General features: G+C 71.2%; 20 protein-coding genes and 1 riboswitch. Of the genes, 17 read left to right on the forward strand and 3 right to left on the reverse strand.

What is annotated here, in order from left to right:
* Nucleotides 1–31 precede the first annotated feature (31 nt).
* The 6 genes from upp to AC2H6A_RS02385 all read left to right on the forward strand — a co-directional run bounded on the left by upp (nucleotide 32) and on the right by AC2H6A_RS02385 (nucleotide 6661).
* Nucleotides 32–673 carry a uracil phosphoribosyltransferase gene (upp, locus tag AC2H6A_RS02360; protein ID WP_484271525.1) on the forward strand — a complete coding sequence of 214 codons (642 nt, stop codon included), beginning with the start codon at nucleotides 32–34 and terminating at the stop codon, nucleotides 671–673.
* A gap of 88 nt (nucleotides 674–761) precedes the next feature.
* The gene (locus AC2H6A_RS02365; protein ID WP_484271526.1) at nucleotides 762–1787 is read left to right on the forward strand and encodes a BMP family protein; all 1026 of its coding nucleotides are present in this window, start codon (nucleotides 762–764) and stop codon (nucleotides 1785–1787) included.
* Nucleotides 1756–3333, forward strand: coding sequence for an ABC transporter ATP-binding protein (locus tag AC2H6A_RS02370; RefSeq protein ID WP_484271527.1), 1578 nt, complete (start codon nucleotides 1756–1758; stop codon nucleotides 3331–3333). The genes AC2H6A_RS02365 and AC2H6A_RS02370 overlap by 32 nt, the downstream gene beginning before the upstream one ends.
* Nucleotides 3323–4384 carry an ABC transporter permease gene (locus AC2H6A_RS02375; RefSeq protein ID WP_484271528.1) on the forward strand — a complete coding sequence of 354 codons (1062 nt, stop codon included), beginning with the start codon at nucleotides 3323–3325 and terminating at the stop codon, nucleotides 4382–4384. The genes AC2H6A_RS02370 and AC2H6A_RS02375 overlap by 11 nt, the downstream gene beginning before the upstream one ends.
* Nucleotides 4381–5304, forward strand: coding sequence for an ABC transporter permease (locus AC2H6A_RS02380; protein ID WP_484271529.1), 924 nt, complete (start codon nucleotides 4381–4383; stop codon nucleotides 5302–5304). The genes AC2H6A_RS02375 and AC2H6A_RS02380 overlap by 4 nt, the downstream gene beginning before the upstream one ends.
* A gap of 37 nt (nucleotides 5305–5341) precedes the next feature.
* Nucleotides 5342–6661, forward strand: coding sequence for an amidohydrolase family protein (locus AC2H6A_RS02385; RefSeq protein ID WP_484271530.1), 1320 nt, complete (start codon nucleotides 5342–5344; stop codon nucleotides 6659–6661).
* A 75-nt stretch (nucleotides 6662–6736) separates the two neighbouring features.
* On the opposite strand, the gene AC2H6A_RS02390 is transcribed toward AC2H6A_RS02385, so the two are convergent.
* The gene (locus tag AC2H6A_RS02390) at nucleotides 6737–7777 is read right to left on the reverse strand and encodes a Bug family tripartite tricarboxylate transporter substrate binding protein (protein ID WP_484271531.1); all 1041 of its coding nucleotides are present in this window, start codon (nucleotides 7775–7777) and stop codon (nucleotides 6737–6739) included.
* Nucleotides 7778–7888: 111 nt separating this feature from the next.
* Between AC2H6A_RS02390 and AC2H6A_RS02395 the strand changes: the two genes are divergently transcribed.
* Together AC2H6A_RS02395 and AC2H6A_RS02400 are read left to right on the forward strand one after the other, a co-directional pair.
* Nucleotides 7889–8878, forward strand: a complete 990-nt coding sequence (locus AC2H6A_RS02395) for a Bug family tripartite tricarboxylate transporter substrate binding protein (protein ID WP_484271532.1) — start codon at nucleotides 7889–7891, stop codon at nucleotides 8876–8878.
* 43 nt (nucleotides 8879–8921) lie between these two features.
* On the forward strand, nucleotides 8922–10616 hold the full coding sequence (locus AC2H6A_RS02400) for a GGDEF domain-containing protein (RefSeq protein ID WP_484271533.1): 1695 nt from the start codon (nucleotides 8922–8924) through the stop codon (nucleotides 10614–10616).
* 30 nt (nucleotides 10617–10646) lie between these two features.
* Here the strand turns inward: AC2H6A_RS02400 and ggt are convergent, their stop codons facing one another.
* Together ggt and AC2H6A_RS02410 are read right to left on the reverse strand one after the other, a co-directional pair.
* Entirely contained in the window at nucleotides 10647–12335 is a 1689-nt protein-coding gene (gene ggt, locus AC2H6A_RS02405) for a gamma-glutamyltransferase (protein WP_484271534.1), read from the reverse strand.
* A 47-nt stretch (nucleotides 12336–12382) separates the two neighbouring features.
* Nucleotides 12383–12889, reverse strand: a complete 507-nt coding sequence (locus tag AC2H6A_RS02410) for an META domain-containing protein (RefSeq protein ID WP_484271535.1) — start codon at nucleotides 12887–12889, stop codon at nucleotides 12383–12385.
* Between the two features lie 95 nt (nucleotides 12890–12984).
* Nucleotides 12985–13062: riboswitch (SAM riboswitch) on the forward strand.
* A 128-nt stretch (nucleotides 13063–13190) separates the two neighbouring features.
* On the opposite strand from AC2H6A_RS02410, the gene metX reads away from it, so the two are divergent.
* The 9 genes from metX to AC2H6A_RS02455 all read left to right on the forward strand — a co-directional run bounded on the left by metX (nucleotide 13191) and on the right by AC2H6A_RS02455 (nucleotide 22484).
* The gene (gene metX / locus AC2H6A_RS02415; protein WP_484271536.1) at nucleotides 13191–14309 is read left to right on the forward strand and encodes a homoserine O-succinyltransferase MetX; all 1119 of its coding nucleotides are present in this window, start codon (nucleotides 13191–13193) and stop codon (nucleotides 14307–14309) included.
* A complete protein-coding gene (gene metW, locus AC2H6A_RS02420; RefSeq protein ID WP_484271537.1) occupies nucleotides 14306–14905 on the forward strand; it encodes a methionine biosynthesis protein MetW in 600 nt (199 codons plus the stop codon). Before metX ends, metW begins: the two co-directional genes overlap by 4 nt.
* Nucleotides 14902–15360 carry a DUF3429 domain-containing protein gene (locus tag AC2H6A_RS02425; RefSeq protein WP_484271538.1) on the forward strand — a complete coding sequence of 153 codons (459 nt, stop codon included), beginning with the start codon at nucleotides 14902–14904 and terminating at the stop codon, nucleotides 15358–15360. Before metW ends, AC2H6A_RS02425 begins: the two co-directional genes overlap by 4 nt.
* A 276-nt stretch (nucleotides 15361–15636) precedes the next feature.
* Nucleotides 15637–17268 (forward strand): ABC transporter substrate-binding protein, encoded by a 1632-nt coding sequence (locus AC2H6A_RS02430; RefSeq protein ID WP_484271543.1) that lies wholly within the window; start codon nucleotides 15637–15639, stop codon nucleotides 17266–17268.
* 33 nt (nucleotides 17269–17301) lie between these two features.
* Nucleotides 17302–18255 carry an ABC transporter permease gene (locus tag AC2H6A_RS02435; protein ID WP_484271539.1) on the forward strand — a complete coding sequence of 318 codons (954 nt, stop codon included), beginning with the start codon at nucleotides 17302–17304 and terminating at the stop codon, nucleotides 18253–18255.
* Nucleotides 18256–18301: 46 nt separating this feature from the next.
* Complete coding sequence (locus AC2H6A_RS02440) at nucleotides 18302–19153, forward strand: ABC transporter permease (RefSeq protein ID WP_484271544.1); 852 nt, start codon at nucleotides 18302–18304, stop codon at nucleotides 19151–19153.
* Nucleotides 19150–20193, forward strand: coding sequence for an ABC transporter ATP-binding protein (locus AC2H6A_RS02445; RefSeq protein ID WP_484271540.1), 1044 nt, complete (start codon nucleotides 19150–19152; stop codon nucleotides 20191–20193). Before AC2H6A_RS02440 ends, AC2H6A_RS02445 begins: the two co-directional genes overlap by 4 nt.
* Entirely contained in the window at nucleotides 20186–21175 is a 990-nt protein-coding gene (locus AC2H6A_RS02450) for an ABC transporter ATP-binding protein (protein ID WP_484271541.1), read from the forward strand. The genes AC2H6A_RS02445 and AC2H6A_RS02450 overlap by 8 nt, the downstream gene beginning before the upstream one ends.
* A 103-nt stretch (nucleotides 21176–21278) precedes the next feature.
* Nucleotides 21279–22484 carry a hypothetical protein gene (locus AC2H6A_RS02455; protein WP_484271542.1) on the forward strand — a complete coding sequence of 402 codons (1206 nt, stop codon included), beginning with the start codon at nucleotides 21279–21281 and terminating at the stop codon, nucleotides 22482–22484.
* The last annotated feature ends 202 nt before the right edge of the window (nucleotides 22485–22686 follow it).

The following is a 22686-nucleotide window of genomic DNA, read 5'->3' on the forward strand; positions in this document are numbered from 1 at the left end:
ACCTGCCCCGATACCCCTCCGGAATCCACCGATGACCTCCGTTCCCCCCAATGTCCACCTGATCGACCATCCGCTGGTGCAGCACAAGCTCACCCTGATGCGCAAGAAGGAGGCCAGCACCAACAGCTTCCGCCGGCTGCTCAACGAGCTCGCCATGCTGATGACCTACGAGGTCACCCGCGATGTGCCGATGCAGGCCGTGACCATCGAGACCCCCCTCGAGACCACCACCGCCCGCGTGATCGACGGCAAGAAGCTGGTGTTCGTGTCGATCCTTCGGGCAGGCACCGGCATCCTCGACGGCATGCTCTCGGTGGTGCCCGGCGCGCGCGTCGGCCACATCGGCCTGTACCGCGACCCGGCCACGCTGGTGGCCGTCGAGTACTACTTCAAGATGCCGCAGGACATGCACGAGCGCGATGTCATCGTGGTCGATCCCATGCTTGCCACCGGCAACTCGGCCATCGCCGCGGTCGACCGCATCAAGGAGCTCTCGCCGCGCTCGGTCAAGTTCGTGTGCCTGCTCACCTGCCCCGAGGGCATCGCCGCCATGACCGCCGCCCACCCCGATGTGCCGATCTTCACCGCGGCCATCGACCGGCAGCTCAACGACCACGGCTACATCCTGCCCGGGCTGGGCGATGCCGGCGACCGCATCTTCGGCACCAAGTGATTCCGTCACCCCGTCCGCGGGCGCTCGCGTGCGCGACGGGCCCTTCTTCGTTCCTCATCGCCAACCCGCAACCCGTCAGGGAGATTCCATGAGCAAGTCCACCCGTGTCCATCCCCTCAGCCGCCGCCAGCTGCTCGGCGGCGCCGCCGCCGTTGCCGTGGCCGCCGCCGCGCTCGGGCCCCTGCCCGCCGCCGCCCAGGCGAAGATCAAGGTCGCCGCGATCTACACCGTGCCCTTCGAGCAGCAGTGGGTGAGCCGCATCCACAAGGCCCTGAAGGCCGCCGAGGCCCGCGGCGAGATCGAGTACAAGGCCTCCGAGAATGTCGCCAATGCCGACTACGAGCGGGTGATGCGCGAGTACGCCAACGGCGGCAACCAGCTGATCGTGGGCGAGGCCTTCGCGGTCGAGGCCGCGGCCCGCAAGGTGGCCAAGGACTTCCCGAACATCTCCTTCCTGCTCGGCTCCTCGGGCAAGCCGCAGGCGCCCAACTTCAGCGTCTTCGACAACTACATCCAGGAACCGGCCTACCTCACCGGCATGGTCGCCGGCGGCATGACCAAGTCGAACAAGATCGGCATGGTCGGCGGCTTCCCGATCCCCGAGGTCAACCGGCTGATGCATGCCTTCATGGCCGGCGCCAGGGAGACCAACCCCAAGGTCGAGTTCACCGTCACCTTCATCAACAGCTGGTTCGATCCGCCCAAGGCCAAGGAGGCGGCGTTCGCGATGATCGACAAGGGTGCCGACGTGATGTATGCCGAGCGCTTCGGCGTGAGCGATGCCGCCAAGGAGCGCAAGGTCCTGGCCATCGGCAATGTGATCGACACCCAGCCGCAGTATCCCGAGACCGTGGTGGTGTCGGCGCTCTGGCACATGGAGCCGAGCATCGACCGCGCGCTCAAGCTGGTGAAGGAGGGCAAGTTCACCCCCGAGGACTACGGCCCCTTCTCGATGATGAAGCACAAGGGGTCCGAGATGTCCAAGCTCGGCACCTTCGAGGGCAAGGTGCCGGCGGCGATCATGACCCGGGTCAAGGCCCGCGAGGCCGACATCCTGTCGGGCAAGTTCGTCGTGAAGGTCGATGACACCCAGCCCAAGTCCACTGCCCGCTGAGGGCGGCGGGGTCGGGGACACGGTCCTCGAACTGATCGACATCAGCAAGCGCTTCGGCGAGCTTCAGGCCAACGACGGCATCAGCCTGACGCTGGCCCGCGGCGAGGTGCTGGCGCTGCTCGGCGAGAACGGCGCGGGCAAGTCCACGCTGATGTCGATCCTGTTCGGGCACTACACCGCCGACAGCGGCCGCATCCGGGTCTTCGGGCGGCCGCTGCCGCCGGGCGATCCGCGCGCGGCGCTGGCCGCGGGCGTGGGCATGGTCCACCAGCATTTCACGCTGGCCGACAACCTCGATGTTCTCGACAACATCATGCTCGGCAGCGAGCCGCTGTGGCGCCCGTTCACCCGGCGCGCCCCGGCGCGCGCGCGCCTGCTCGCGCTGTCGCGCCAGTTCGGCCTGCCGGTCGATCCCGATGCGCCGGTGCGCAACCTCTCGGTGGGCGAGCGCCAGCGGGTGGAGATCCTCAAGGCGCTCTACCGCGGCGCGCGCATCCTGATCCTCGACGAGCCCACCGCGGTGCTCACGCCCCAGGAGAGCGAGGCGCTGTTCGCGGTGCTCGGGCAGATGGTCGCGCAGGGCCTGTCGATCATCTTCATCAGCCACAAGCTCGGCGAGGTGCTGCGGGTGTCGCACCGGATCGCGGTGCTGCGCGGCGGCCGCCTGGTGGCGCAGGCGCCCGCCGCCGACTGCACCCAGGAAAGCCTCGCGCGCTCGATGGTCGGCCACGACATCGCGGTGCGCGAGCGCCGACCCGCGCCCGCGCCCGGGCCGGTGGTGTGCGAGCTCGATCAGGTGGTCACGCGGCCGCAGGCCGGCGCCGCGCGCGAGCGGCTGGCCGGCCTGTCGCTGCGCCTGCGCGCCGGCGAGCTGCTCGCGGTGGCAGGCGTCTCGGGCAACGGCCAGCTGCATCTGGCCGAGCTGCTGTGCGGCGTGCGCTCGCCGGTCTCGGGCACGGTGCGCCTGCAGGGCGCGCTGCTGCGCGCCGACCCGGCCTGGCTGGTCGCCCAGGGCGTGGCCCGGGTGCCTGAAGACCGGCACGCCGTGGGCGTGGTCGGCGACCTGCCGGTCTGGGAGAACGCGGTCTCCGAGCGCCTGCGCTCGCCGGCCTTCTCGCGGCTGGGCTGGGTGCGCCGCGCCGCGGCCCGCGCCCAGGCGACGCGGGTGCTGCAGGCCTTCGATGTGCGCGGCGCGGGCGCGGGCGCGCCGGCCCGCGCCCTCTCCGGCGGCAACATGCAGAAGCTCATCCTCGGTCGCGCGCTGCTGCCGCCGGCCGGTGCGGCCGCGCCGCGGCTGATCGTTGCCCATCAGCCCACCTGGGGCCTGGACATCGGCGCGGTCGACTATGTGCAGCAGCAGCTGCTGCAGGCGCGCGATGCCGGCGCGGCGGTGCTGCTGGTGTCCGATGACCTCGACGAGGTGCTCGCCCTGGGCGATCAGGTGGCGGTGATGCACGACGGCCGGCTGGTCGCGCAGCGCGCCGCCGCCGACTGGACCCGCGAGGCGATCGGTCTGGCCATGGCCGGAGCGCACCATGCGGCTTGAGAAGCGCGACGGCACTTCGCTGGCAGCGCTGCTCGCCGCGCCGCTGGGCGCGGTGGCCTTCACCCTGCTGGCGGCCACCGGGCTGGTGCTGTGGGCCGGCGCGCCGGTGGGCCGCACCTGGCTGCTGATGCTCCAGGGCGGCTTCGGCTCGGCCTTCGCGCTCACCGAGACCCTCACCCGCGCCACGCCGCTGATGCTCACCGGCCTGGCCGCCACCGTGGCCTTTCGCGCCCGGCTCTACAACATCGGCGCCGAGGGCCAGCTCTACGCCGGCGCGATCGCCGCGGTGGCGGTGGGCGGCCTGCATGGCGGCAGCGGCTTCGATGCGCCGCCGGCGCTGCTGCTGGCGGGCGCGATGCTCGCGGCGGCGCTGGCCGGCGCGCTGCTGCTGCTCGGCCCGGCGCTGCTCAAGTCGCGGCTGGGGGTCGACGAGGTGGTCACCACCCTGCTGCTGAACTTCATCGTGCTGCTCGGGGTGTCGGCCCTGCTCGACGGCCCGATGAAGGACCCGCTCGCGATGGGCTGGCCGCAGAGCGTCGGCCTGAACCCCGCGATCGAGCTCTCGCGGCTGGTCGAGCGCACCCGGCTGCACAGCGGGCTGCTGGCGGCGCTCGCCGCCGCGGTGGCGCTCTGGGGCCTGCTGCGCTTCACGGTCTGGGGCTTCGACATCCGGGCCACCGGCGCCAATGCCCGCGGCGCGGCCTTCGCCGGCGTACCGGTGGGCCGCACGGTGGTGCTGGTGGCGCTGCTCTCGGGCGCGCTGGCCGGCCTGGCCGGGGCCATCGAGGTGGCCGGCCGCACCGGCTATGTCACCCTCGACATGTCGCCCGGCTACGGCTACAGCGGCATCGTGGTGGCCATGCTCGCCGGCCTGCATCCGCTGGGCGTGGTCGGCGCCAGCGTCTTCGTGGCCGGCATCCTGGTCGGCGCTGACTCGATGAGCCGCGCGGTGGGCGTGCCCACCTACCTCGCCGACGCCATGGTCGCCATCGCGCTGATCGCGGTCCTGGTCGCCGGCCTGCTCACGCGCTACCGGGTGCGCTGGCGATGAGCGAACTCGCCGACCTGCTGGGCAATGCCGCCTTCTGGGTGGCGGTGCTGCGCATTGCCACGCCGCTGGTGCTCGGCACCCTGGGCGTGCTGCTGTGCGAGCGCGCCGGGGTGCTCAACCTGGGCATCGAGGGCATCATGGTCGCCGGCGCCTTCACGGGCTGGCTGGCGGTGCATGCCGGGCTGCCGCTGTGGGGCGGGGTGGCGGTGGCTGCGGGGGTGGGTGCGCTGCTCGGCCTGCTGCATGCCGGGCTCACCGTGGGGCTGGCGCTCTCCCAGCATGTGGCCGGGCTGGGCATCACGCTGCTGGCCACCGCGCTCAGCCACTTCGGCTACCGGGTGAGCTTTCCCAAGGTGAACACCCCGCCAACCATCACGCCCTTTGCCGAGATGAGCTGGCTGCCGGTGCCGGTGCTTTCGGCCCAGACCCCGCTCACCCTGCTCGCGCTGCTGCTGGTGCCGGCGATCGCCTGGCTGCTCTACCGCACGCCGGCCGGGCTGGCGCTGCGCATGGTGGGCGAGAACCCGCAGGCCGCCGAGGCCCAGGGCATCGGCGTGCTGGCCACCCGCACCACGGCGGTGGTCGCCGGCTCGGCCCTCATGGGCGTGGCCGGGGCCTTCCTGACCCTGGCCGCGTTCAACTCGTTCTACTTCAACATGGTCAACGGCCGCGGCTGGATCTGCGTGGCCCTGGTGGTGTTCGCGTCGTGGCGGCCGGGCAAGGCGCTGGTCGGCGCGCTGCTGTTCGCGTTCTTCGACGCCCTGCAGCTGCGGCTGCAGCAGGCCGGCGGCGCCGCGCTGCCCTTCCAGCTCTACCTGATGCTGCCCTACCTGCTGTCGATCCTCGCGCTGGTGCTGGTCGCCCGCCGCGCCGCCTACCCGCAGGCGCTGATGAAGCCCTATCGCAAGGGCGAGCGCTGAGTCGCGCCACGCCTCACCCGAGTCCCGGAGATTGCCCATGAGCCAGCCCGACCTGATGCTGCGTCACGTCAACCTGCCCGATGGCCGTGTCGATGTCGATGTCGCGGTGCGCGACGGGCGCATCGTCGGCATCGGCCCGGCGCTGCCCGGCGAGGCGCGAGAGACCGTCGATGGCGGCGGCATGCTGCTCAGTCCGCCCTTCGTCGATGTCCACTTCCACATGGACGCCACGCGCTCCTACGGCCTGCCGCGGGTGAATGCCTCGGGCACGCTGCTGGAGGGCATCGCGCTGTGGGGCGAACTCAAGCCGCTGCTCACGCAGGAGGCGCTGATCGAGCGGGCCATGGCCTACTGCGACTGGGCGGCGGCCCGCGGCCTGCTCGCGATCCGAACCCATGTCGACACCTGCGATCCGCGGCTGCTCGCGGTCGAGGCCCTGCTCGAGGTCAAGCGGCGGGTCGCGCCCTGGATCGACCTGCAGCTGGTGGCCTTCCCGCAGGATGGCGTGCTGCGCTACGACCCCGCGCGCGATCACCCCGGCTGTCGCGACAGCGCGTTCGACCTGCTGCGCAAGGCCCTCGACCTGGGCGTCGATGTGGTCGGCGGCATTCCGCACTTCGAGCGCACCATGGACGCCGGGCGCGAGTCGGTGCGCCTGCTGGCCGAGGAGGCGGCACGCCGCGGCCTGCGCATCGACATGCACTGCGACGAGACCGACGACCCGATGTCGCGGCACATCGAGACCCTCGCCTTCGAGACCCGCCGGCTGGGCCTGCAGGGCCGGGTCAACGGCTCGCACCTCACCTCGATGCACTCGATGGACAACTACTATGTGTCCAAGCTGATCCCGCTGATCGCCGAGTCGGGGGTGTCGGCCACCGCCAATCCGCTGATCAACATCACCATCCAGGGCCGGCACGACACCTACCCGAAGCGCCGCGGCATGACCCGCGTGCCCGAACTGCTGGCCGCCGGCGTGACCGTGGCCTTCGGCCACGACTGCGTGATGGATCCCTGGTACAGCCTGGGCAGCGGCGACATGCTCGAGGTGGCCCACATGGGCCTGCATGTGGCGCAGATGACCGGCCAGCAGGCCATGCGCCAGTGCTTTGCCGCGGTCACCGAGGCGCCGGCGGCGATCATGGGCCTGGAAGGCTACGGCCTCGCCGAGGGCTGCCACGCCGACTTCGTGCTGCTGCAGGCCCGCGACCCGATCGAGGCCATTCGTCTGCGTGCTGCCCGTCTGGGGGTGTGGCGCCGTGGCCGGCTGATCAGCAGCACCGCGCCGGCCACCGCGCAGCTGCATCTGCCCGGCCGGCCCTCTCAGGTGGACTGGCTGGCCGCGTGGCGCGGCTGACCTGGCGCGACGCGTCGTCCGCGGCTCGGCCGCGTGTTTATCCGCCGGCCGGGATCGCGGGGTTGCTGCGGCCGGTCAGTCGGCGCGGATGCCGGCTTCGGCGATCAGCCGCCGCCAGCGTTCGGTCTCCTCGCGCAGGAAGCGGCCGAAGGCCTCGGGGCCGGTGGGCTTCGGGTCGATGCCCAGGGTCTCCAGGCGCCCCCGCAGCTCGGGCTCGGCCAGCGTCGCGGCCAGCTCGCGGCTGAGCCGGGCCAGCGCCGGCGCGGGCGTGCCGGCCGGCGCCAGCACGCCATACCAGCTCACCGACTCGAACTCCGGCAGCGCCGACTCGGCCAGGGTGGGCACCTCGGGCAGCAGCCGGTTGCGCTCGATCGAGGTCACCGCCAGCGCGCGCACCTTGCCGGCGCGGATCATCGGCAGCGCCACCGTCACGCTGGTGAGGGCCACCGGCACGGCGCCGCCCACCAGATCGGCCAGCGCCGGCGCCTCGCCCTTGTAGGGCACATGCACCAGGTCCAGTCGGGCCCGTCGCTTGAGCAGTTCGGTGCTCAGGTGCGAGCCGGTGGCATTGCCGGCCGAGGCATAGGCGAGCGGCGGCGAGGCCGCGCGTGCGGCCTCCAGGAACTCGGTCGCGGTGCGCGCCCGAACCGACGGGTTGACCAGCATCACGAAGGGAAAGCTCCCCACGCCGCCCACCGGTACGAAGTCGCGCCCGATGTCATAGGGCAGGTTGGGCAGCAGCGAGGGGTTGACCGCGGCCACGCCCTGGTAGACCAGCACCAGGCTGTGGCCGTCGGCGGGCGCGCGCGCGGCGGCCTGCATGCCGATGACGCCACCGGCGCCCGGGCGGTTCTCCACCACCATCGGCTGGCCGAGCCTTTCGCCGAGCCGGCTGGCGAGAGCGCGCGCCAGCGAGTCGGTCAGGCCGCCCGCGGCGATCGGCACCAGCAGGCGCATCGGTCTGGTCGGGAAGTCCTGGGCCTGCGCGGCGCGGCTCAGGCCGAGGGCGAGCGGCGCGGCGAGCGCGCGGGTGAGCCGGCGGCGGGTCGGATCGGCCGGATCCGGACCGGTCAGGGTCGGGCGGGTCACCAGCGGATCGGTCAGGGTCGGGCGCATGGGGCGACCTCGTGGAGGCGGTCGCAGCCGACCGATGCCGAATCATGCCGCAGGCGCCACGCCCGGGCCGGTCGATTCGGGTACATTTCGACGCCCCCTCCGGAGATCGCCGTGCCCTCCCATTCCCCCCTCGATGTCTCCCGCCGTCAGGCCTGCGCAGCGCTGTCCGTGCTCGGCATGGCCGGTCTCACCGGTGCTGGCGCGCAGGCCCAGGGCTTCCCCACGCGCACCGTCACGCTGATGGTGCCCTTCCCCCCGGGCAGCGCCACCGACGCGGTCGCCCGCGCGCTCGCGCCGCAGGCCTCCAAGGCGCTCGGGCAACCGGTGGTGGTCGAGAACCGCCCGGGCGCAGCCGGCACCATGGCCGCCAGCATCGTGGCGCAGTCCAACTCGCCCGATGGCCACACCATCGCGATCGCCCCGGCCTCCATCTTCCGGGTGCCGCATGTGCAGAAGGTCAACTACGACCCCCTGCGCGACCTGACCTACATCATGGGCTTCTCGGCCTATACCTTCTCGCTGGTGGTGCCCGAGAGCTCGCCCTGGAAGACCATGGCCGACTTCATCGCCTTCGCCAAGGCGAATCCCGGCCGCATCCAGATCGGCGCGAGCGGCACCGGCAGCACCGGCCATGTGGTCACCCATTTCCTGAGCCTGAAGACCGGCGCCGAGCTCACCTTCGTGCCCTTCAAGGGCGGCTCCGAGGTGCTGCAGGCCTTCATCGGCGGCCATATCAACGCGGTCATCGATGGCGGCTGGGCCCAGATCGAGAAGCAGGGCAAGGGCCGGGTGCTGGTCACCTTCCAGGACAAGCGCGTGCCGCGCCTGCCTGATGTGCCCACCGCGCGCGAGGCGGGCTTCGATCTGGTCGCCAGCAGCCCGATCGGCCTGGTCGGCCCCAAGGGCATGGACCCGCGGGTGGTCAAGGTGCTGCACGACGCCTTCAGAGGCGCGCTCGCCGATCCCACCTACCGCAAGTTCCTCGAGACCTACGATCTGGTTGACGCCTACCTGCCGGGCGACGAATACCAGAAGCTGGGGGCGAGACTGTGGGTCGAGGAAAAGCGCAACTTCGACGCGCTGGGCTTCAAGGCCCAGTGAGCCGCCGGCGCCGCGCCCGCGCGGCCCGCCGGTGGCCCGCGCCATGAGCGGCTCGCGGCCGGTGCCGGCCGAGATCGCGCGCGAGGTCTTCCGCCAGCTGGCGCGCATGCGTCGGCCGCCCACGCCCGAGAACTACACCCGGGTCTACGCCCAGCAGGCCGGGCTCACGATGGCCCAGGTGCAGCCCGCCGCTGCCGCCATGGAGGCACTGGCCCGTGGCCTGCTCGCTGACGCGCCGCGGGCCGAGTTCAGCCGCGAACTGCGGCAGGCCCTCGAGGCCGGCCAGTGGGCGCAGGCGCAGCGCGCCATCCGCAGCGCGCTGTTGCGGGCAGGGCCGGCCGATTCGGCCGCTCACGCGGGCGGCGTGGTCCAGGCCGCGGGTGCTGCTGCCGCGGGCGGCGAGCCTGCCGGTGCTGTGGACGGGGCCGGCGCCGCCGCCGGAGCGCCCGCCTCGCCATCCCCGATCCATCGCCCCGAGGTCCTGCTCGAGCTGCTTGCCCAGGCGCTGTCGGCGCTCATCGACCAGCGCACCGGCTATCCCCCCGAGGTGGCGGTCGAGGCCTCGCTGCTGGCCGACGCGCTTCGTCTGGCGCAGACACCCGAGGCGTTCGATGAGGCCGCCTCACGCCTGGCCGAGTTCTGGCCTGCGCTGGCCGGGCGGGCGGACGGCCCCGCGCCCACGCTGCGCGCCCTGCATGATCTCGCCCGGCTGATGGTGCGCAACATGGGCGATCTGGTGGTCGATGACGACTGGGTGCGCGAGCAGACCGTGGCGCTGCAGGCGCTGCTCGAGCGGCCGCTCGGTCCCGAGGTGCTGGCCCAGGCCGCGCAGAGCTATCGGGAATTCGTGTTCCGTCAGGGCACCGTCAAGCACGCGGTCGATGGCGCGACCCGCTCGGTGCGCGAGCAGACCGCCTCGCTGGTCGACCGGGTGGGCGCCTTGTCGGCACGCACCGGCGAGTATCCCGGGCGCATCGCCGGCTATGCGCGGCAGATCCGCGAGGCCGACGGGCTGCCGCAGCTCAGCGGCCTGCTCGATGCGCTGCTGGCCGAGCTCGAGGCCATGCAGGCTGGCTTCGCGCAGGCGCAGCGCGAACTGCTCGAGACCGGCGAGCAGATGCTGCGCCAGGAGCAGCAGGTGCGCGCGCTGCAGGCCGAGCTCTCGCGCGGCGAACTGCTGCCTGCCGACCCGGTCACCGGCTCGCTCAATCGCCAGGGTTTCGAGCGGCAGGCGGCGCTCGAACTGGCGCGTGCCGATCGTCACGAGGCCCCGATGTGCCTGGCGGTGCTCGATGTCGATTCCCTGCGCGAGCTCGATGCGCGGGTCGGCCCCGGCGCCAGCGACGAGGCGCTGCGCGAACTCGCCGTGGGCGCGCGCGAGACCCTGCGTCCCACCGACACCCTGGCCCGCTGGAGCGATCAGGAGTTCCTGATCCTCATGCCCGACACCGCTCCCGACGAGGGCGAGCGGCAGATGGTGCGCGTGCAGCGCGAGCTCACCAAGCGCCTGTTCCTGCGCCATCGCGAGCGGGTGCTGATCACCTTCTCGGCGGGCGTTGCTGCGCGAGGCCCTGGCGAGAGCCGCGAGTCGCTGGTGACCCGTGCCGAGCAGGCGATGGCCGCGGCCCGCCAGTCGGGCCGCAACCGCGTGCAGCGGGCGCCCGATCGGGAGCCGCCCGCCGATGCGGGCGCGTCAGCCTCCAACGCACCAAGCCCCGACGCACCGCCGCCCGGCTGAGCCGTCGTCGCGCCGAGCCTCCAGCACTGCTCAGGGCCGGCGCGCCTCGGGCAGAAACCGCACGCCCGCGCGGGCCAGCCCGCCGCCCACGCCCACCGGCGTCCCATCGGCACGCCAGCAGGCTGCGCCCTGCAGGCTGCCATCGGGCAGGAAGGCGATGGCATTCAGGCCGCCGCCCACATTGGGCACCCGCTGCACCGAGTGGCCGCGGCCGGCCAGCGCCTGGCCCAGCGCCTCGGAGATCTGCGGCTCGAGCTCCAGCGCATAGCCCTGGGTCCAGATGCGCGGCGCCTCCACCGCCTCCTGCAGGCTCATCTCGTGGTCGATCAGGTTGATCACGGCCTGCAGCGCCGAGGGGAAGATGCGCAGGCCGCCCGGCAGGCCGAGCGCGAAGCGTGGCTGGCCGTCGCGCAGCACGATCAGCGGCGACATCGACGAGGTCACCCGCTTGCCCGGCGCCATCGAGTTGGCACGGCCGGGGTGCGGGTCGAACACATAGAGGTAGTTGTTCGGGATGGCGCCGGTGCCCGGCACCATGTAGCGGGCGCCGAACAGCGAATTGATGGTCTGGGTGGCGCTGACGATCCGGCCATCGCGATCGGCCACGGTGAGGTGGGTGGTGTTGGCGCCCTCGGCCGGCACCACACCCGGCGACCAGTCGCGGCTGCGCAGCGGGTCGATCTGCGCGCGCCGTTGCGCCGCGTACTCGGCCGACAGCAGCCGGGCCACCGGCACCGGCACGAAGTCGGGGTCAGCGGTGGCCGCGGCCCGGTCGGCGAAGGCGATGCGCATCACCTCCGCGATCAGGTGCAGGGTCTGCTCGCTGCCGAAGCCGCTGGCGCGCAGGTCGAAGCCCTCGAGGATGTTGAGCATCTGGCCGATGTGCAGCGGCCCGGCGCAGGGCGGCGGCGGCCCCGTGATCTCGAAGCCCCGATAGGCGGTGCGCAACACCGGCAGCCGGTGGGTGCGGTAGGCAATCAGGTCGGACTCGGCCAGGAAGGCCTCGTGGCGGCGCATGTCGTCGGCCAGGCGGACACCCAGGGCGCCGCCGTAGAGCAGCGCCGGCCCCTCGCGCACCACCGCGCGCAGCGTGTCGGCGTAGGCGCCGTTGCGCACCCGCTCGCCGGCCTTCACCGGCGTGCCGGCCGGCAGGAACACCCGTGAGATCTCCGGGTCGGCGAGCATGTCGGCCGCGCAGTCGGTGACGCAGTCCGACAGGAAGGGCGTGGCCGCGAAGCCGCGCTCGGCATGGCGGATCGCCGGCTCGACCACATCGGCCAGCGACAGCGTGCCGTGCTCGCGCAGCATCTCGCACCAGGCCATCAGGTTGCCCGGCGTGCCCACCGCGCTGCGGCCCACCGCGTTGCGCCGGCCCACGGTGTCGAGCACGCCTGGCGGCGCCTCGGGGTCGGGCGTGAAGCTGTCGGGGCGGATCGCCGCCGGGCAGCGGGCCTGGCCCTCCAGGATGGTCTGGCTGCCGTCGGCCAGGCGGATGTTGGCGAAGCCCCCGCCCAGGATGCCGACCATCATCGGCTCGACCACCGTCAGCGTGAACAGCGCCGACACCGCCGCATCCACCGCGTTGCCGCCCGCGGCGAGCATCTCGGCGCCGGCCGCGCTGGCCAGTGGATGGTTGGTGACCACCATGCCGCGCGACCCGGTGGCCGGCTGTTTCTCGTTGCTGAAGGGCGTTCCCGCCCGCGCTCGCCAGTGGCTCATGCCGTTCTCCCTGGGGATGGTCCGACGCTGTATGGGGTGCCCGCGCTTCAGCGCTGGCGGGTGAACTTCAGCACGCCTTCGGGGGTGTCGATCAGCAGCCAGGGCTCTTCGAGCCGGATGCCGCTGGCCTGACCGAGCAGCCCCAGGAAGCGCTGCTCCTGGGTCATGGCCGCCGGCGCGCAGGCCATGCGGGTGGTGACCAGCGGGCCGATCGTCAGCCGCCCCTCGCTCACGCGCACCGGACCCATGAACCGGTTGCAGCCGCCCGAGCCGCCGAGCTGTCCGGCCTGCGGGAAGCCCAGGGTGGACTGCAGGCGATCGATCACGCCGCGGCCGGTGATGTCCTCGAGCAGCCACTGCGAGCCCTGCAGCGACGCGAGCAGGGCGGTGGTATCGGGCCGCGCCGCGGGGGCCGCGGGCGCGCCCGCACCCGTGCCCGCACCCGTGCCCGCACCCGTGCCCGGCGAGGCGGCCCGCTCCAGCGGCGTGCAGGCGGCCGGCAGGGCCGCCGCGAGGAGAAGAAGCGCGAACATCCGGGTGAGGCGCAGGGGCATGGGGATTCTCCGGGTATCGGGCCAGTCTAGAGCAAAGCCCTCACCCGGCCCGGCGCGCCGGGCTTAACTTGACACCCGCAGGCCCCCTCCTTAGGCTGGCGGCCTGCGCCGATTTGACGATCAGCTTGCGGGCGCATAACAAATACGGCTAAAGCGGCGTGGGAAGTCAGTCTTCCCACCAGCCCGACCCGGCCGGATCAGCAAGCGGGTCGGGTTTTTTTTCGTGCAGTCGCGCCGCGTGTCCCAAGCCCCAGCCCCTTCCCCTGCTGCACAGACCGACGCTGCGTCGGTCGGCGTGGTCATGCCCCGGCGCATGCGCTTTGCGCAGCCGCTGGCGCTGGCCAGCGGGGCCAGTCTGGCCGACTACGAACTGGTCTACGAGACCTACGGCGAGCTCAACGCCAGCCGCTCCAATGCGGTGCTGGTGTGCCACGCGCTCAATGCCTCGCACCATGTGGCGGGTGTGCATGCCGACACCCCCGGCAACGAGGGCTGGTGGGACAACATGGTCGGGCCGGGCAAGCCGCTCGACACCCGCCGCTTCTTCGTGGTGGGCATCAACAATCCCGGCAGCTGCTTCGGCTCCACCGGGCCGATGTCGATCAACCCGGCCACCGGCCGGCGCTATGGCCCGGACTTCCCGGTGGTCACCGTGGAAGACTGGGTCCATGCCCAGGCCCGACTGGCCGATGCGCTGGGCATCGAGCGCTTTGCTGCGGTCATGGGCGGCAGCCTCGGCGGCATGCAGGCGCTGGCCTGGGCCACCCTGTACCCGCAGCGGGTGGCCCACTGCATCGCGATCGCCTCCACCCCGCGGTTGTCCGCGCAGAACATCGCCTTCAACGAGGTGGCACGGCGCGCGATCATCACCGATCCCGAGTTCCACGGCGGTCGCTTCTACGACCATGGCGTGGTGCCGCGGCGTGGCCTGCAGGTGGCGCGCATGATCGGCCACATCACCTACCTGTCCGACGACACCATGGCCGAGCGCTTCGGCCGCGCCCGTCGTGGCCGCGCCGAGGGCGACGGCTACGACTTCGGCTTCGAGGTCGAGTTCGAGATCGAGTCCTACCTGCGCTATCAGGGCGAGAAGTTCTCGGCCTACTTCGACGCCAACACCTATCTGCTGATCACCCGGGCGCTCGACTACTTCGACCCGGCCGCGGCCCATGGTGGCGATCTCGCGGCGGCGCTGGCGCCGGCCACCGCTGACTTCCTGATCGCCTCGTTCACCACCGACTGGCGTTTCTCGCCCGCGCGCAGCCGCGAGATCGTGCACGCGCTGCTCGCCAACCGCCGCGCGGTCACCTACGCCGAGATCGACGCGCCGCATGGCCACGATGCCTTCCTGCTCGACGACCCGCAGTACCACTCGGTGGTGCGGGCCTACTTCGAGCGCATCGCGCAGGGGCTGACATGAGCGCGCTGCGCCCTGACCTCGCCCTGATCGCCGGCTGGATCGCGCCCGGCTCGCGGGTGCTCGACCTGGGCTGCGGTGATGGCGCCCTGCTCGACCATCTTCGGCGCGACAAGGGCTGCCAGGGCTATGGCGTGGAGATCGACGATGCCGCGGTGCTTGCCTGCGTGCGGCGCGGCGTCGATGTCATCCAGCGCGACATCGAGGCCGGGCTCGACATGTTCGCCGCCGCGCAGTTCGACCTCGTGGTGTCCTCGATGGCCATCCAGGCCACCCACCGCACCGCCGATGTCCTGCGCGACATGAGCCGCGTGGCCCGCGAGTGCGTGGTCTCGTTCCCCAACTTCGGCCACTGGCGTCATGCCTGGTCGCTGCTGCGCGGCCGCATGCCGATGTCGAGCGAGATGCCCTACCAGTGGTACGACACCCCCAACCTGCATCTGGCCACGCCCCGCGACTTCGAGGACCTGCTCGGCAGTCTCGGGCTGGTGGTGCGGGCCCGTGCCTTCCTGGCCGATGGCCAGCCGGTCAGCGGTCTCGCCGGCTGGCGCGCCACCCAGGCGATCTACCGCTTCTCGTGCGCGCCGGAGGCGGCATGACCCTGCAGCGCTGGCGCGCCGTGCTCGGCTATGGCGGTCTGGTGCCGTTCGTGAGCCTGGCGCTGCTGGTCTGGCTCACCCCGCAGCCGGTGGCCCGCTTCCTGGTCGCCATGCAGCTTGCCTACGGCGCCATGATCCTGTGCTTCGTCGGCGCGGTGCACTGGGGCCGCAGCCTCGGGCCCGACACCGGCCGGGTTGGTGGCGCCACCCTGGTCTGGAGCGTGCTGCCCTCCCTGTGGGCCTGCCTGGCGCTGCTGCTCTCGTACTCGAACCGGCTCGGGCTGATCATGATCGCCGCGGGTCTGGTCCTGGCCTGGCTGCTCGACCGTTTCGTGCTTTTCAAGGCCGAGCGCGAGGCCGACTGGCTTGCCGATTTCATGCGGCTGCGCGCCCGCCTGAGCGCAGTGGCCGTGCTCTGCCTGCTGACCACGCTGGCCTCGCCGGCCTCGGCCTGAGTCGAGCATCCGCGTCGGCGTCACCGGGACGGGGCGGATTACCCCTCAAGATGCACCGAAAGCGGGTTTCGTGCACCATCGCGGGCCTGCCAGGTCCCGTTCTGGTGCGTGCGGCCGTCCCGCACCGGGTTGGCGGGGTCGGCCGATGGATGTCCGCAGCAAAATCCCCGCCGTCTCTCCGTGGCATGCCACTTGCATCGGGGTCGTGTCTTCACTACCGCCGGCCTTGCCGGGAAGGAGTCTGAGTTCATGAATCGTTCCGTCGTTTCGCGCCCGATGGCGGCGCTCGGTGCCGCGTTCGCGCTGGGCGCTTCGCTGCTGGCCGCGCCGGCCCTCGCCCAGGAGAAGGTCCTGCGCATCGCCATGACCGCCGCCGACATTCCGCGCACCCTCGGCCAGCCAGACCAGGGCTTCGAGGGCAACCGGTTCACCGGCATCCCGATGTACGACGCGCTCACGCAGTGGGACCTCAGCAAGACCGATGCGCCCAGCGTGGTGATTCCGGGCCTGGCCCTCTCCTGGGCGGTCGATGCCAAGGAAAAGACCAAGTGGGTGTTCAAGCTGCGCCCCGGCGTGAAGTTCCATGACGGCTCGGCAGTGAACGCCGATGCCATCGTCTGGAATGTCCGCAAGGTGCTCGACAAGGAGGCGCCGCACTTCGACGCCAGCCAGGTGGGCGTCACCGCATCGCGCATGCCCACCCTGCGCAGCGCCCGCAAGATCGATGACCTCACGGTCGAGCTCACCACCAGCGAGCCCGACTCCTTCCTGCCGCTGAACCTCACCAACCTGTTCATCGCGTCGCCGACGCACTGGCAGAAGAAGTTCGACGCCGCCGCCGGCGCCACCCCGGCCGACAAGGCCAAGACCGCCTGGACCGCGTTTGCCGCCGATGCCTCGGGCAGCGGCCCGTTCCGCATGGCCCGCTTCGTGCCGCGCGAGCGTCTCGAGGTGGTGGCCAACAAGGCCTACTGGGATCCCAAGCGCGTGCCGAAGATCGACCGCGTGGTGATGGTGCCCATGCCCGAGGCCAACGCCCGCACTGCGGCCCTGCTCTCGGGTCAGGTCGACTGGATCGAGGCGCCGGCGCCCGACGCCATGCCCACCATCCAGCAGCGCGGCTTCAAGATGTACTTCAACCCGCAGCCGCATGTGTGGCCGTGGCAGCTGTCCTTCGCCGACGGCTCGCCCTGGCTCGACAAGCGGGTGCGCCACGCCGCCAACCTGTGCGTCGACCGCACCGGCCTGCTCAAGCTGCTCGGCGGCATGATGGGCGTGCCCAAGGGCACGGTGCCTCCCGGCCACCCCTGGTGGGGCGACCCGAAGTTCGATATCCGCTATGACCCCGAAGCCGCCCGCAAGCTGATGACCGAAGCGGGTCACAGCGCCGCCAAGCCGCTCAAGGTCAAGGTGCAGATCTCGGCCTCGGGTTCGGGCCAGATGCAGCCGCTGCCGATGAACGAGTTCGTGCAGCAGTCGCTGAAGGCCTGCCACTTCGATGTCCAGTTCGATGTCATCGAGTGGAACACGCTGTTCACCAACTGGCGCAAGGGCGCGAAGGATCCGTCGGCCAACGGCGCCAACGCGATCAATGTCAGCTTCGCCACCATGGACCCGTTCTTCGCGATGGTGCGCTTCACCAGCACCAAGGCCTTCCCGCCGGTCTCGAACAACTGGGGCTATTTCGGCAACGCCGAGATCGACAAGATGATCGCCGACGCCCGCACCAGCTTCGACGAGAAGGCGCGCAACGCGGCCCTGGCCAAGCTGCATGCCCGCATCGTCGAGGAAGCGCCCTTCGTCTGGATCGCCCATGACGTGGGTCCGCGCGCGATGTCGGCCAAGGTCAAGGGCGTGGTCCAGCCCAAGAGCTGGTTCATCGACATCGCCACCATGTCGCTGGACTGACGCAGGCCCTGCCGCCCGCCTGTCGCCACGCCGATGCTTGCCTATCTCGGTCGCCGCGCGTTCTACGCGCTGCCCATCATGCTCGGCGTGGCGCTCTTCTGCTTCCTGCTGGTCCATCTCGCGCCCGGCGATCCGCTGGTGTCGGTGCTGCCGCCCGATGCCTCGGTGGAGCTGCAGCGCCAGCTGATGACCCTCTACGGCTTCGATCGTTCCCTGCCCGAGCAGTTCGTGCGCTGGCTGTGGCGGGCGCTGCAGGGCGATCTCGGCACCTCGATCGCCAGCGGCCGTCCGGTGACCTCCGAGGTCACCAAGGCGGTGGGCAACACCCTCATGCTGGCGGTCTTCGCCACCGCCATCGGCTTCCTGCTCGGATCGCTGTTCGGTTTCGTGGCCGGCTACTTCCGCGACTCCTGGGTCGATCGCGCCGCCTCGGCGCTGTCGGTGCTCGGGGTCAGCGTGCCGCACTACTGGCTGGGCATGGTCCTGGTCATCATCTTCTCGGCCCAGCTCAACTGGCTGCCGGCCACCGGCGCCGGACCTGGCGGCTCGGATGCCTGGGTCTGGAACTGGGAGCACATGCGTCATCTCGTGCTGCCCGCCATCACCATGTCGGTGATCCCCATGGGCATCATCGCGCGCACCGTGCGCGCGCTGGTTGCCGAGATGCTGGCCCAGGAGTTCGTGGTCGGCCTGCGCGCCAAGGGCCTCACCGACCTCGGCGTGTTCCTGCATGTGGTCAAGAACTGCGCGCCCACCGCGCTGGCGGTCATGGGCCTGCAGCTCGGCTACCTGCTCGGTGGCTCCATCCTCATCGAGACCGTGTTCTCCTGGCCGGGCACCGGCTTCCTGCTGAACTCGGCCATCTTCCAGCGCGACCTGCCGCTGCTGCAGGGAACCATCCTGGTGCTGGCGATGTTCTTCGTGCTGCTCAATCTGCTGGTCGATGCGCTGCAGTCGTCGCTCGACCCGAGGATGGCCCGTGGCTGAGTCGGTGGTGAGCGTGCCTGGCGCCGCGGGCGCAACGGCGGCGCCCATGCCCGCGGGCGGCGCGGGCTACTGGACCGGCGTGCTGCGCCGGCTGCTGCGCGACCCGGTCGCGATGGGCGCGCTGCTGGTGATCGCCGCACTGGTGATCATGGCGGTGTTCGCACCCTGGCTCTCGCCGGCCGATCCCTTCGCCTCGGCGATGCTCAAGCGCCTCAAGCCGATCGGCAGCGAGGGCTTCCTCCTCGGCTCCGACGAGCTCGGCCGCGACATGCTCTCGCGCCTCATGCTCGGCGCGCGCCTGTCGCTCTTCATGGGCATCACGCCGGTGATCGCGGCCTTCGTGATCGGCTCGACCATCGGCATCGTGGCCGGCTACGCAGGTGGCGCCGTGAACAGCGTGATCATGCGCACCATCGATGTCTTCTACGCCTTCCCGTCGGTGCTGCTGGCGATTGCCCTGTCGGGTGCGCTCGGCGCGGGCATCGGCAACGCGCTGCTCTCGCTCACCGTGGTGTTCGTGCCGCAGATCGCGCGGGTGGCCGAAAGCGTCACCACCCAGGTGCGCAACCGCGACTTCGTCGAGGCCGCGCGCGCCTCGGGCGCCGGTGCGCTCACCATCGTGCGGGTGCATGTGCTGGGCAATGTGCTCGGGCCGATCTTCGTGTACTCCACCAGCCTCATCTCGGTGTCGATGATCCTCGCCTCGGGCCTGTCCTTCCTGGGCCTGGGCGTGAAGCCGCCGGAGCCGGAGTGGGGCCTGATGCTCAACACCCTGCGCACCGCGATCTACACCCAGCCCTGGGTGGCGGCGCTGCCCGGCGCGATGATCTTCATCACCTCCATCTCCTTCAACCTGCTCTCCGACGGCCTGCGCTCGGCCATGGATGTGAAGCGATGAGCGCGCCGGCGTCCGCATCGATGCCGGCCGGCGAGCGCACGGCGCAACCGCTGCTCACCGTGCGCGGTCTGCTCAAGCACTTCCCGGTGCGCCATCGGGGTGGCGGCGCCGTGGTGCGTGCGGTCGACGGGGTCGACTTCGAGGTGCTGGCGGGCGAGACCCTCGGCGTGGTCGGCGAGTCGGGCTGCGGCAAGTCCACCACGGCGCGGCTGCTGATGTCCCTCATCGAGCCCGGCGCCGGCGAGGTGATCTTCGATGGCCGTCAGGTGGGCTCGCGCGATCTGCCGCTGCGCGAGTATCGACGCCAGGTGCAGATGGTCTTCCAGGACAGCTACTCGTCGCTGAATCCGCGCATGCCCATCGAGCAGTCGATTGCCTTCGGGCCGCAGGTGCACGGCCTGCCGGCGCGTGCTGCGCTCGCCCGCGCCCGCGACCTGCTCGCCCGGGTGGGTCTCGAGCCCTCGCGCTTTGCGGCCCGCTATCCGCACGAGCTCTCGGGCGGGCAGCGCCAGCGGGTGAACATCGCCCGTGCGCTTGCGCTCGAGCCGCGGCTGGTGATCCTCGACGAGGCGGTGTCGGCGCTCGACAAGTCGGTGGAGGCGCAGGTGCTCAACCTGCTGCTCGACCTGAAGCAGGAGTTCGGCCTCACCTACCTCTTCATCAGCCACGACCTGCATGTGGTGCGCTTCCTGTGCCACCGCGTCATGGTGATGTACCTCGGCCGCGTCGCCGAGATCGGGCCCTCGCGCGCGCTCTATGAGGAGCCTGCCCATCCGTACACCCGGGCGCTGCTCTCGTCCATGCCCTCCATGGACCCCGATCACCGCACCGAGGAGCCGCCGCTCTCGGGTGATCCGCCCAATCCCATCGATCCGCCCTCGGGCTGCCGCTTCCACACCCGCTGCGCGCAGGCGCGCGCGGTCTGCCGCGAGCGCACCCCGGCGCTGAGCGCGCCCGACGGTCTGCGCCGGGTTGCCTGCCTGATCCACGAACCCGACAGCGGCTATGCCGCCTCGCCGGCACTGAGCATCGATGCCTGAGTCCACCGATATTCCCGCGGTCGAGATCAGCGGCCTTACCGTGCGCTTCCTCACCGGAGGCGCGCCGATCGATGCGGTCAACGGCGTGGACCTCTCGGTGCGCCGTGGCGAGGTGGTCGCCCTGATCGGCGAGTCGGGCTCGGGCAAGTCGGTCACGCTGCGCTCGGTGATGGCGCTGCACGCTGCAGCCCGCACCCGCATCGGCGGTTCGGTGAAGGTGGCCGGCCGCGAGGTGCTGACCATGGCTCGACGCGAGCTCGCCGATCTGCGCGGCGCCACGGTGTCCATGATCTTCCAGGAGCCGCTGCTGGCCTTCGACCCGGTCTACACCGTGGGCGAGCAGATCATCGAGACCATCCTGCGCCACGAGAAGGTCGGCCGCGAGGCGGCGCGCGCGCGGGCGCTCGCGCTGTTCGAGCGGGTGCGCATCCCGAGCCCCGAGCGGCGGCTGCAGAACTATCCGCACGAGATGTCGGGTGGCATGCGTCAGCGGGCCATGATCGCGCTCGCGCTGGCCTGCAATCCGCAGGTGCTGCTGGCCGACGAGCCCACCACCGCGCTCGATGCCACGGTGCAGATCCAGATCCTGCTGCTGCTGCGCGAACTGCAGCGCGACCTCGGCCTGGCGATCGTTTTCGTCACCCACGATATCGGCGCGGCGGTGGAGGTGGCCGACCGGGTGGCGGTGATGTATGCCGGCCGTATCGTCGAGACCGGCCCGGTGCGCGAGGTGCTGCGCGCGCCGCGCCATCCCTACACGGTGGCGCTGCTCGGCAGCCGCGTGCACGGCGGCTTCGATCCCGATGCCCGCCTGCCGGTCATCCCGGGCTCCCCGCCCGATTGCTCGGCGCTGCCGCCGGGTTGCGCCTTCGCCGAGCGCTGCTCGCAGGCCCAGGCCGAGTGCCGCACGCGCCAGCCCGAGCCGGTGAGCGTGGGGCCTCAGCATCAGGCCCGCTGCCTGCGGATCAGTGCCGTGGCCTGAGCGCGGCGGGCTGCGGCCCTAGCGCTGGCGCGTGTCGGCCGGGCACGGCATGCTGGGGTCGACCCCAGCAAGGGTTTGCCCGCACTAGGGCACGCCCCATCTCGTGGCCGCCCGCTCAGGCGGTGATATTTCACACATCCTGCGCCGCCTGCGGCCTTGCCCGTCGCGCGCTGCGTCGTTGCAGGCTTCCCCTGACGAGGTCTTCGCCATGTCTCTTGCCGCACTCGATCGCAGCGCGATCGACCTGCAACGCTTCCAGCCCGCCTGGCTCGACACCCCGGCCGCGAACCCTGCCGGCGAAGCCCAGGAGCCGCCGCTGCAGCCGTTGATGTCCGGGCGCAGCTTCGAGGAGATCTTCGGTCCGCCCTCGCCGCTGCTGCTGGCCAAGGCGGTGCCGCCGTCCGGGGGCAAGGCCCCGCCTGCGCCGCCGCCTGGGGTCAAGGCCGGCACGGTCCCTGATCCGGCAGCGGGTAACTGGTTCGTCGGCGTCAAGCTGGGCGCTCAGGACCAGAAGTTCATGATCCCCTGGATCAATCGCAAGCTGGATCTGAACGGATTCGGGCCGGCGCTTGCGGTCTACTTCCCCGAGGCCAAGACCGCCTTCATCACCTCGACCGGCAGCGTCGCGGCTCCCCTCGTCGGCAATGGCATCAGCAAGGGCGCGAGCGCCCTGGGCCTGGACCCGGCACTGGGTCGGCTGAAGTATGTCGCCACCTACAACCATGAGATGAACACCTGGCAGCTCGGTGTCGGCAACAGCGTCATGCACCAGGGTTACGGCTACTTCTACAACGCCAGGGTCAGCCCTGACGGGCTTGCTGCGGCGACTGCCAAGTCCCTGAAGTCGCAGGGCAAGGACATCCCGGTTGGCACCCTCAATTTCGGCGTCATCCAGAGCCCTCGCTGCGACGAGAAGACCACATCGCCCATCCTGAACAGCCGCGGCCAGCGGACCGGGACCACCATGGAGCCCGGCGTCTTTTCGCGCGCCGCCACCGGCGTGGGTTTGCAGGCCCAGCTTGTCGCGCGCGACGGCCAGCTCGGTGTCAAGTTCGGGCGGTTCGACAACGTCATGCCATTGGCGATTTTCGAGGGGGCCACGGCAGCGGCTTCCTCGCTGCTCAGCAACAGCGACAACATTGCCTGCAAGGCCAAGCAGACCGTCAGCGAGTCGGCGACCGCCATCCATCAGGCACTCGCTTCACGGCTCAAGCCTGACCAGATCGTCACCTTCGGCGCTGGGGCGGCGGGCCTGGTCTGGGCCATCATGCAGGCAGTGGGCAGCGGCGAGCTGCGGCATGGACTCTGAGTGATCCAGGCAGTGCGCTCCCCGGGCCTCCTGCCGCCCGCGCGCAGATGGTCAGATCTCTGTCTAACGACCCCCTCGCCCCTTCAACTGCCGCGCCAGCCGCTCCCGGATCACCGGTGAGGCCAGGCTGGTCTGCGTGGCGCGGCGCAGGGTGAGCTCATCGTAGCGGCCGGCGGCCACCTGCGCGAGATGACGCTTCATC

The organism is Quisquiliibacterium sp. (assembly GCF_982640115.1).